This window comes from Streptomyces muensis (assembly GCF_021474425.1).
In the GTDB taxonomy this organism is placed as follows: domain Bacteria; phylum Actinomycetota; class Actinomycetes; order Streptomycetales; family Streptomycetaceae; genus Streptomyces; species Streptomyces muensis.
Map to the genome: position 1 here is coordinate 1 of NZ_JAKEIP010000306.1, position 8939 is coordinate 8939.

At 70.1% G+C, this 8939-nt stretch carries 9 protein-coding genes; 4 read left to right on the top strand and 5 right to left on the bottom strand.

Annotated elements, in window-relative coordinates:
- Positions 1–58 precede the first annotated feature (58 nt).
- Positions 59–523 (top strand): GatB/YqeY domain-containing protein, encoded by a 465-nt coding sequence (locus L0P92_RS38650; RefSeq protein WP_234767811.1) that lies wholly within the window; start codon positions 59–61, stop codon positions 521–523.
- A 150-nt stretch (positions 524–673) separates the two neighbouring features.
- Here the strand turns inward: L0P92_RS38650 and L0P92_RS38655 are convergent, their stop codons facing one another.
- The gene (locus L0P92_RS38655; RefSeq protein ID WP_234767812.1) at positions 674–2971 is read right to left on the bottom strand and encodes a transglycosylase domain-containing protein; all 2298 of its coding nucleotides are present in this window, start codon (positions 2969–2971) and stop codon (positions 674–676) included.
- A 517-nt stretch (positions 2972–3488) separates the two neighbouring features.
- Here L0P92_RS38655 and wblA point away from each other — a divergent pair.
- A complete protein-coding gene (gene wblA, locus L0P92_RS38660; RefSeq protein WP_062697668.1) occupies positions 3489–3827 on the top strand; it encodes a transcriptional regulator WblA in 339 nt (112 codons plus the stop codon).
- A 67-nt stretch (positions 3828–3894) separates the two neighbouring features.
- On the opposite strand, the gene bagB is transcribed toward wblA, so the two are convergent.
- Both bagB and bagA read right to left on the bottom strand, forming a co-directional pair.
- Complete coding sequence (gene bagB, locus L0P92_RS38665) at positions 3895–5322, bottom strand: ATPase BagB (protein WP_234767813.1); 1428 nt, start codon at positions 5320–5322, stop codon at positions 3895–3897.
- Positions 5323–5374: 52 nt separating this feature from the next.
- On the bottom strand, positions 5375–6352 hold the full coding sequence (gene bagA / locus L0P92_RS38670) for an ATPase BagA (protein ID WP_234767814.1): 978 nt from the start codon (positions 6350–6352) through the stop codon (positions 5375–5377).
- A gap of 106 nt (positions 6353–6458) precedes the next feature.
- Here bagA and sp36 point away from each other — a divergent pair, with 106 nt between their 5' ends.
- On the top strand, positions 6459–6620 hold the full coding sequence (gene sp36, locus L0P92_RS38675) for a Sp36 family protein (protein WP_003975360.1): 162 nt from the start codon (positions 6459–6461) through the stop codon (positions 6618–6620).
- The gene (locus L0P92_RS38680) at positions 6617–7084 is read left to right on the top strand and encodes a RidA family protein (protein ID WP_234767815.1); all 468 of its coding nucleotides are present in this window, start codon (positions 6617–6619) and stop codon (positions 7082–7084) included. The genes sp36 and L0P92_RS38680 overlap by 4 nt, the downstream gene beginning before the upstream one ends.
- 24 nt (positions 7085–7108) lie before the next feature.
- On the opposite strand, the gene L0P92_RS38685 is transcribed toward L0P92_RS38680, so the two are convergent.
- Positions 7109–7939, bottom strand: a complete 831-nt coding sequence (locus L0P92_RS38685) for an MBL fold metallo-hydrolase (RefSeq protein WP_234767816.1) — start codon at positions 7937–7939, stop codon at positions 7109–7111.
- Positions 7936–8820, bottom strand: coding sequence for an NUDIX hydrolase (locus L0P92_RS38690; RefSeq protein WP_234767817.1), 885 nt, complete (start codon positions 8818–8820; stop codon positions 7936–7938). Before L0P92_RS38690 ends, L0P92_RS38685 begins: the two co-directional genes overlap by 4 nt.
- Between the last annotated feature and the right edge of the window lie 119 nt (positions 8821–8939).

The window sequence follows — 8939 nt, forward strand, 5'->3', positions numbered from 1 at the left end:
CCACACCCCCCTTGAAATCAACGGGCGTTCCGCCCCCCACACCTGCGACAATCACCCCATGACCACGCTCAAGTCGAAGCTTCAGGAAGACCTCAACGCCGCGATCAAGGAGCGCGACGAGCTCCGCTCCTCGACGCTCCGGCTGACGCTCGCCGCGATCACCAAGGAGGAGGTCGCGGGCAAGGAGAAGCGTGAGCTCTCCGACGACGAGGTGCAGAAGGTGATCACCCGCGAGGCGAAGAAGCGCCGCGAGGCGGCCGAGGCCTTCGCGCAGGGTGGGCGTGCCGAGCAGGCCGAGCGGGAGAAGGCGGAGGGCGAGGTCCTCGCCACGTACCTGCCGAAGCAGCTCAGCGACGACGAGCTGAACCAGATCGTCGCCCAGGCCGTCGAGGAGGCCAAGGCGGCCGGTGCGGAGGGCCCGCGGGCCATGGGCGCCGTCATGAAGATCGTGAACCCGAAGGTGGCGGGCCAGGCCGAGGGCGGCCGCGTCGCCGCGGCGGTCAAGAAGCTGCTGGCGGGCTGACGCGCCCGCGGCGAGCAAAGAGCTACGCGGCCTCACAGGCGACGGCCCCTGCCCTCCCGTACGAATCTCGTACGCAGGGACAGGGGCCGTCGCCGTGTCACGTCACGTCACGTCACCAGCCTCGGCCGGCCAGGCCAGCCCGGCCGACGCCTAGTCACGCCCCCCGTTGCCGTTCCCGTTCGACTGCCCCTGCCACCAGCCCTCGGGGATCGAGAAGGTCGGCGTCGGGAACGTACCGCCGTCCGTGCCGCCGTCGGCGCCGCCGTTGTTCCCGCCGTTGTCTCCGCCGCCGATCAGGCCCCCGATGAGGCCGCCGTTGTCGCCGTTGTTCCCGTCGTCGTTGTCGTCGCCGTCCTCGTCACCCCGGCCACGGTCCTCGTCGTCAGGGATGTGGACGCGGTTGAACTTCTCGACGGGCTTGCCGTCGAGGGCGCCGAGCATGGCGTCCCGCCAGATCGGGCCCGGCACCTTGCCGCCGTAGACCAGGTCGTTGTACTGGCCGCCGATGTAGATGTTGCGCATCTTGACCTTCTGGGTGGCGCTGCCGACCCAGACGGCGCCCGAGAGGTTCGGCGTGTAGCCGACGAACCAGGCGTTGCGGCGCTCGTCCGTCGTACCCGTCTTGCCGGCGCTGTCGCGGTCGGTGAGGCCGGCCTCCTTGCCCGTGCCGGAGTCGACCACGCCCTGGAGCAGGCTGTTGATCGTGTCCGCGGTCTGCTCGGACATCGCGCGCGAGCAGGTCGACTTCGGGACCTCCAGGGACTTCTGCTGGCCGCCGACCTTCTGCGAGATCGACTCGATGGCGATCGGCGTGCAGTACATGCCGCGCGAGGCGAAGGCGGCGTACGCGCTCGCCATCGTCAGCGGCGAGAGGCCGACGGAGCCGAGGGCGATGGCGGGGCGCTCGGGGAGCTTGTCGCCGTTGCCCTGGCGGACCTGGAGCTTGTCGGTGATGTTGACCACGGGGCAGAGGCCGATATCGGCGATCATCTGCACGAAGTAGGTGTTGACCGACAGCTCCATCGCCTTCTTCAGACGGTAGGGGCCGCGCTCCGACTCGCTCTCGTTCTCCAGCTTCTCGCCGCGCAGGTTCGTCCACGGCGTGCTGTCACACGTCTGGACCGGGCTCGGGTACTCCATCTCGTACGGCGACGAGTACTCCTGCGTCGGCGGGCGGCCCTCCTCCAGCGCGGCCGCCGCGACGAACGGCTTGAACGTCGAACCGGTCGGGAAGCCGAAGTTGGAGCCGCCGTACGCCGAGTCCACGGAGTAGTTGAGCTCGGTCTCGTTCTTGCCGAAGCCGTACGGCTTCGACTGGCCCATGCCGAGGATCTTGCCGGTGCCGGGCTCGACCAGGGTGGTCGCGGCGGCGACCTTGTCGTCCTGGTAGACGTGGTCCTTCAGCGAGGCCTGGACCGACTTCTGGGACTGCGGGTCCAGGGTCGTCGTGATGGTCAGGCCGCCCTGGTTCCAGATCTTGGCGCGGGCCTCGCGGTTCTTGCCGAAGACCGGGTCGCTCAGGAAGACCTTCTCGACGTACTTGCAGAAGAAACTGGCGCCCTTGACCGCGGTGATGCAGCCGTTCTTGGGCTTGCTGACCTTCAGGCCCAGCGGCGCCTCCTTGGCCTTGTCGGCCTCCGCCTGGGAGACGTCGCCGAGGTCGGCCATGCGCTGCAGGACGATGTCGCGCCGCTTGGTGGCCTCGGCCTCGTCGTTGACCGGGTCGTAGCGGCTGGGCGACTGGACGATGCCGGCGAGCAGCGCGGCTTCCTGGAGCTTGAGGTCCTTGGCGGACTTGGAGAAGTAGCGCTGGGCGGCGGCCTCGACGCCGTACGCCTGCTGGCCGAAGAACGTGATGTTCAGGTAGTTCTCGAGGATCTTCTTCTTGCCGAGCTCCTCCTCGACCTGGATCGCGTACTTCAGCTCCTTGATCTTGCGGCCGAGGGTCTGCTGCGTGGCCTGCTGGACCTTCGTCGCGTCGTCGCCGGCCTCCTCGACGAAGACGTTCTTCACGTACTGCTGGGTCAGCGTGGAAGCGCCCTCGCTGACGCCGCCGCTCTGGGCGTTGCGGTTGAGGGCGCGCAGGATGCCCTTCAGGTCGACCGCGCCGTGCTGGTAGAAGCGGGCGTCCTCGATCGCGACGATCGCCTTCTGCATGTACGGCGAGATGTCCTTGAGGTCGACCACCGTACGGTCGCGTGAGTAGACCGTGGCGAGCGTGCCGCCCTTGGCGTCGAGGATCGTGGTGCGCTGGCTCAGCGGTGGCGTCTTGAGGTTGGCCGGGAGCTCGTCGAAACTCTCGACCGAACCCTTGGCCGCGAGTCCCAGCGCGCCTACGGCGGGCAGTGCGATACCGGCCAGCACGGCTCCCGCGAGCACACTGACACCGAGGAACTTGGCGGCCTGCTGCGTTGGCGACAGACCACCGCCCGAGCGCTTCTTTGGCATGGGGGCAGCCTAAACCGTAGAGATGAGCGAACCGAGGGTCGACCGTGCGGGAGCGTGTGGACGCCCGCCGAAGGGCACGGCGAACCGACGTGAGCCATGGCACGGCAAAGTCAGCCGTCCACCTTCCCATTTCCCCGGACAGGCGTGCAGGCCTTGGCCTAAGCTGCTCTCAACTGTCACAGCAGTGCGGCCACGTATCAATACGTCCGGCGACCCCGAATCGTTGCGGAGGTTCCCCACTTTTTTGGTGGGGGCGTGTCCGAATCCGCCTTGTGTGTCATCCGGCGTCCGTTGTGACTCAACAGAACTGTCCCGGTTTGCCGGGAAGGTCATGTATGTCGCCAGCTCACTCCCCCGGGTGATCTGCCGCTTACGCATAGTCCGTTCGGGCCATTCAAGATTGGGCCCGAAGGGGGTGTTGCGCTGTGCCCACCTTCCGTAACGTCCTCAACTGGCGGCGGTGAATATGCCGCTGCCGCCGTGGGGGAGCCTCGATTCGGGAGAGGACGGCGCCGGTATGGGCTGGGTAGTCGACTGGAGTGCGCAGGCGGCCTGCCGCACTACCGATCCGGATGAACTGTTCGTTCAGGGAGCAGCGCAGAACAGGGCCAAGGCGGTGTGCACCGGATGCCCGGTGCGTACGGAGTGCCTGGCGGACGCGCTCGACAACCGCGTCGAGTTCGGCGTGTGGGGAGGAATGACGGAGCGCGAGCGCCGCGCACTGCTGCGCAGGCGGCCCACCGTGACCTCCTGGCGCCGGCTGTTGGAGACGGCGCGTACGGAGTACGAGCGGGGGGCGGGAATCCTGCCGCTCGACGACGACGAGGTGTACGAGAACTACGCGGCGGTGAGCTGAGGAGCCAGGGCTCCGGGCCCTACTGGGGGCCCGCAGACTCACTCGGACTCCCTCGGACCTGATGACCTCAGGCGTCAGCCGCGCGGTCGGGCAGCTCCGGTCGATGGGCCGCGAGCCGGTCGCCGATGTCCCGCAGTCCCGCGAGGTCATGCACATCGCCGGGCAGTGCGGCCACTTCGGCCACGGCCACCTCGGGGTGCAGCGCGGTGAAGCGGTCACGTGTGCGCTGCTCGCGGGAGAGCAGCCGCATCCGCTCGGCGTGCAGCCTCAGCAGGCCTGCGGTGAGTTGGTCGACGGACCGCTCCACATGCGGGGTGACGGACTTCGGTCCGTCGGCGGCCGCGGTGCGCTCGGGGTCCGTGGCGGCGGGGGAGCCTGCGTCGGGAGCCGGTGCCTGGGGAGCCGATGCCTCGGGAGCTGGTGCCTCGGAAGCGGCCGATTCTGAACTGTCGTACGTGTCGGGGGAGTTACGAAGTCCAGCTTTCCCGCCCTCCTGATCCACAATGCGGGGCTCTTCAAGATTTTCCGCGGCGGCGAGCGCCCGCTCGGCGGACAGCCGGTCGGCGCCGCTGCCGTGGACCCGGTTGAGCACCAGACCCGCCAGCGGCATGTCCTCGGCGGCCAGCCGCTCCACGAAGTACGCGGCCTCCCGCAGCGCGTCCCGCTCCGGCGCCGCCACCACCAGGAACGCCGTCCCGGGCGCCTGGAGCAGCTTGTACGTGGCGTCCGCGCGCGTACGGAAACCGCCGAACATGGAGTCCATGGCCGCCACGAAGGTCTGTACGTCCTTCAGCAGCTGTCCGCCGAGCAGTTTGCCGAGCGCGCCCGTCATCATCGACATGCCGACGTTCAGGAACTTCATCCCCGCGCGCCCGCCCACCTTCGCCGGGGCCAGCAGGACGCGGATCAGCTTGCCGTCGAGGAACGAGCCGAGCCGCTTGGGCGCGTCCAGGAAGTCCAGCGCCGAGCGGGACGGCGGCGTGTCGACGACGATCAGGTCCCACTCGTCCCTGGCCCGCAGCTGGCCCAGCTTCTCCATCGCCATGTACTCCTGCGTGCCCGCGAAGCCCGCCGAGAGCGACTGGTAGAAGGGGTTGCCCAGGATCGCGGCCGCCCGCTCGCGGTCCGCGTGCGCCTCGACGATCTCGTCGAAGGTGCGCTTCATGTCGAGCATCATCGCGTGCAGCTCGCCGTCGCCCTCGACGCCCTTGACCCGGCGAGGGGTGTTGTCCAGCGAGTCGATGCCCATCGACTGGGCCAGCCGGCGCGCCGGGTCGATGGTGAGCACGACCACCTTGCGGCCCCGCTCGGCGGCCCGCAGCCCCAGCGCCGCCGCGGTCGTCGTCTTGCCGACGCCGCCCGAACCGCAGCACACCACGATCCGCGTCTTCGGGTCGTCGAGCAGCGGGTCGAGGTCGAGGACGCGCGCGGGGGAGAGGTGCGGGGCGTGGTGGCGGAGCGCGTCCTGCGCCTTGGCCGGTTCCGGACGACTCATGACATCCCCTGCTTCCGACGTACCGCGTACGGCTCCCGACTTGTGAACGGACTCATGTGAGGCCCTGTTCCCGCAGCTCGCCCGCGAGTTCGTACAGGCCCGCCAGGTCCATGCCCTCGGCGAGCAGCGGCAGTTCGTGCACCGGCAGTCCCAACTCCGCCAGGACGGCTCGCTGCTCGTGCTCCAGCGCGTACCGCTCGGCGTACTCGTCGGCCTGGGTCAGCAGCGGGTCCACCAGCCGCTCGGCGTTCCCGCCGCGCCGCGCCCCCCCGAGCCCGGCCGAGGACAGTGACTTGGCGACGGCCACGCGCGGCACACTGCGTACGAGTTCCAGATCGGCCGCGTCCAACACCTCGGGCCGCACCATGTTCACGATGATCCGCCCCACCGGCAGCCGCGCCGACCGCAGCTCGGCGATCCCGTCCGCGGTCTCCTGGACGGGCATCTCCTCCAGCAGCGTCACCAGGTGCACGGCCGTCTCGGACGACTTCAGCACCCGCATCACTGCCTGCGCCTGATTGTGTATCGGCCCGATCCTGGCGAGCCCGGCGACCTCGTCGTTGACGTTCAGGAAGCGGGTGATGCGTCCGGTGGGCGGCGCGTCCATCACGACGTAGTCGTAGACGAACCGGCCTGCCTTGTCCTTCCTGCGTACGGCCTCACAGGCCTTGCCGGTGAGGAGTACGTCACGCAGGCCCGGCGCGATGGTGGTGGCGAAGTCGATGGCGCCGAGCTTCTTCAGGGCCCGGCCGGCACCGCCCATCTTGTAGAACATCTGGAGATAGTCCAGAAGGGCCAGTTCGGGGTCGATGGCGAGGGCGTACACCTCCCCGCCCCCTGGAGCGACGGCGATCTTCCGCTCCTCGTAGGGCAGCGCCTCTGTCTCGAAGAGCTGCGCGATGCCCTGCCTGCCCTCGACCTCGACGAGAAGCGTCCGCTTCCCCTCCGTCGCGAGGGCGAGCGCGAGCGCGGCGGCGACCGTGGTCTTTCCGGTCCCGCCCTTGCCGCTGACGACCTGGAGCCTGCTCACGTCTTCGAGCCTAACCAGTCGCGGCACGAGTCACGCAGCAGCCTGTGGATAACTTGGACGTGGTCGGCCGCATGGGCCCCTGCGGGCAACGGCTAAAGTCGGCCGCATGACCAAGTGGGAATACGCAACCGTGCCGCTGCTCGTCCATGCCACGAAGCAGATTCTGGACACCTGGGGCGAGGACGGCTGGGAGCTCGTCCAGGTCGTGCCCGGGCCGAACAACCCCGAGCAGCTCGTGGCCTACCTGAAGCGGGAGAAGCAGGCGTGAGCGCGGTCGAGGCGAAGCTCGCCGAGCTGGGGCTGACGCTCCCGGAGGTCGTCCCTCCGCTGGCCGCGTACCAGCCGGCCGTCCAGTCGGGCGTGTACGTGTACACCGCCGGGCAGCTGCCGATGGTGGAGGGCAAGCTTCCGGTCATCGGCAAGGTCGGCGCCGAGGTCACCGCCGAGGAGGCCAAGGACCTCGCCCGCATCTGCGCTCTCAACGCCCTCGCCGCCGTTAAGTCGGTGGCCGGCGACCTGGACCGCATCGCGCGCGTGGTGAAGGTCGTGGGCTTCGTGGCGTCCGCTTCCGACTTCACGGGGCAGCCCGGTGTCATCAACGGCGCCAGCGAGCTCCTCGCGGAGGTCCTCGGCGACAAGGGCGTGCACGCGCGCAGCGCGGTGGGTGTCGCCGTGCTGCCGTTGGACGCGCCGGTGGAGGTCGAGGTCCAGGTGGAGCTGACCGGGGCGTAGGGGCTGCTTCCTGGCCCGGCGGTCCTAGATGAGCCCGTGCTCCTCCAGGTAGTCCAACTGCGCCCGTACCGACAGCTCGGCCGCCGGCCACAGGGAGCGGTCCACGTCGGCGTACACGTGGGCGACCACCTCGGCCGGTGAGCCGTAGCCGTCCTCCACGGCCGTCTCGACCTGGGCGAGGCGGTGGGCGCGGTGGGCGAGGTAGAACTCGACGGCGCCCTGGGCGTCCTCCAGGACGGGGCCGTGGCCCGGGAGGACGGTGTGGACGCCGTCGTCGACCGTGAGGGACCTCAGGCGCCGCAGCGAGTCGAGGTAGTCGCCCAGGCGGCCGTCCGGGTGCGCCACGACCGTCGTGCCGCGGCCGAGGATCGTGTCGCCGGTCACCACGGCGCGGTCGGCCGGGAGGTGGAAGCAGAGCGAGTCGGCGGTGTGGCCGGGCGTCGGTACGACGCGTAGTTCCAGGCCGCCGACACTGACCACGTCCCCGGCGGCGAGGCCTTCGTCGCCGAGTCGCAGCGCCGGGTCGAGGGCACGCACGCGCGTGCCGGTCAGTTCGGCGAAGCGTACGGCGCCCTCGGCGTGGTCCGGGTGGCCGTGCGTGAGCAGGGTCAGGGCGATGCGCTTGCCGGCCTTCTCGGCCATCGCGACGACGTTGCGCAGGTGTCCCTCGTCCAGCGGGCCGGGGTCGACGACCACCGCCAGGTCGGAGTCCGGCTCGGACAGCAGCCAGGTGTTGGTGCCGTCCAGGGTCATCGCGGAGGGGTTGGGCGCGAGGACGTTGACGGCGCGGGGGGTGGCGGGGCCGGTGGCGACCCCGCCTCGCGGCTGGCCGGGGAGGGCTGCTGCGTCCGTCATGCCTGGGCTCCGTCGGTCGGGATGTGCTTGGTGAACTCGTCGTGGCCGGGCCAGGAGAGGACGATCTCGCCGTCCTCCAGGCGGGCCTGGGCCAGGACGGGGGTGAGGTCGCGGGCGGGGGCGGCTTCGAGGGCTTGGGCGGCGCTGTCGTACGGGATCAGTTGACGGAGCGTCGCGATGGTGGGCGGCATCATCAGCAGCTCGCCCTTGTCGTACGAGGCGGCGGCGTCCGCGGGGCGGATCCACACCGTGCGGTCGGCCTCGGTGGAGGCGTTGCGGGTGCGCTGGCCCTTCGGGAGGGCGGCGACGAAGAACCACGTGTCGTAGCGGCGGGGTTCGAACTCCGGGGTGATCCAGCGGGTCCAGGCGCCCAGGAGGTCGGAGCGCAGGGCGAGGCCGCGGCGGTCCAGGAACTCGGCGAACGACAGGTCGCGGGCGACCAGGGCGGCGCGGTCCGCCTCCCAGTCGTCGCCGGTGGTGTCGCCCACCACGGATTCGGGGGTGGGGCCGGCCAGCAGGACGCCTGCTTCCTCGTACGTCTCGCGTACGGCCGCGCAGACGATCGCCTGGGCGCTCGCCTCGTCCACGCCTAGCCGTCGCGACCACCACGCGCGCGTGGGGCCCGCCCAGCGGATCTTGTGCTCGTCGCGGGGGTCCACGCCGCCGCCGGGGTAGGCGTAGGCGCCGCCTGCGAAGGCCATGCTCGCTCTGCGGCGCAGCATGTGGACTGCGGGGCCGGTGGCGGTGTCAGTGGCGGGGTCGGCGTCTCTGAGCAGCATGACTGTGGACGCTTGCTTCGGGGCTACGGGGGTGAGGGTTCCTTCCGCCAGTGCGCGGATGCGGTCCGGCCACTCCGGTGGGTACCACTGCCCGTTTGCCATGGGCGGAGGCTATCTCGTGGTGCGTGGATGTTCGAGGGGGGTCGTCTGTGTGTGCGGGTTGTGGGTGGATGCCTGCGGCGGCCCGTTGCTGTCCGGTGGGGGTTCGCGTAGCGCCTGCG